2 rRNA genes are annotated in these 546 nt (G+C 47.9%); both read right to left on the bottom strand.

What is annotated here, in order from left to right:
* Nucleotides 1-101: 101 nt before the first annotated feature.
* A 5S ribosomal RNA gene (gene rrf / locus L5M49_RS25235) occupies nt 102-217 on the bottom strand.
* A gap of 135 nt (nt 218-352) precedes the next feature.
* Nucleotides 353-546: ribosomal RNA gene (locus tag L5M49_RS25230) — 23S ribosomal RNA — on the bottom strand; the annotation flags it as partial.

Raw genomic sequence — 546 nt, 5'->3', positions numbered from 1 at the left:
CGGGACTCGAACCCGCGACCCCCGGCGTGACAGGCCGGTATTCTAACCAACTGAACTACCGCTCCTTTAGCTTAACGTCTACACGTTAACCTAAATTAGGCGCTTGGCGATGACCTACTCTCACATGGGGAGACCCCACACTACCATCGGCGCGTTTGCGTTTCACTTCTGAGTTCGGGATGGGATCAGGTGGTTCCACAAGGCTATTGTCACCAAGCAAATTCTGTTTATTACCGTGTCCATCKCTGGCTCACGTTAATAATAATTCGGAAAGCTGATTTACTTTGTTTGAGTTCAAACTTTATCAAGTATCTGTATTCTGTCTAAGGTCCGTAAAACCCATCTGGGTTGTATGGTTAAGCCTCTCGAGTCATTAGTACATGTTAGCTCAACGCCTCACAACGCTTACACACCATGCCTATCAACGTCCTAGTCTCGAACGGCTCTTTAGAGGAATTAAATTCCTAGGGATGACTCATCTTAGGGCTCGCTTCCCGCTTAGATGCTTTCAGCGGTTATCGATTCCGAACGTAGCTACCGGGCAAT

The sequence above is a fragment of the Shewanella sp. SM74 genome (assembly GCF_025653725.1).
GTDB classification, from domain to species: Bacteria; Pseudomonadota; Gammaproteobacteria; order Enterobacterales; family Shewanellaceae; genus Shewanella; species Shewanella oncorhynchi.
The sequence above is the reverse complement of the archived record's forward strand: the minus strand, read 5'-3'. Positions and strand labels throughout refer to the sequence as shown.